This window comes from Streptococcus mitis, assembly GCF_946190335.1.
Lineage (GTDB): Bacteria > Bacillota > Bacilli > Lactobacillales > Streptococcaceae > Streptococcus > Streptococcus mitis_CH.
Genome location: NZ_CAMHZN010000013.1, coordinates 1 through 248, shown reverse-complemented (window position 1 = coordinate 248; position 248 = coordinate 1). Strand labels below are relative to the sequence as shown.

Here is a 248-nt window from a genome sequence, read left to right as displayed (position 1 = left end):
GCACAAGGACCTGCAGGACGTGACGGACGTGATGGACGCGACGGAAAAGACGTATTGAACGGCAAAGTTGATCCAACTACAGAAGGTAAAGACGGCGATAAATACGTTAACACAGAAACAGGTGACGTTTTCGTTAAGAACAATGGCACATGGGAAAAAGAAGGTAACATCAAGGGACCTAAGGGTGACCAGGGTGCTCAAGGTCTTCAAGGACGTGACGGACGTGAAGGTGTACCAGGACCAGCAGG

At 50.0% G+C, this 248-nt stretch carries 1 pseudogene; it reads left to right on the top strand.

What is annotated here, in order from left to right:
• A pseudogene (locus N8O43_RS09600) lies at positions 1 to 248 on the top strand (hypothetical protein); the annotation flags it as partial.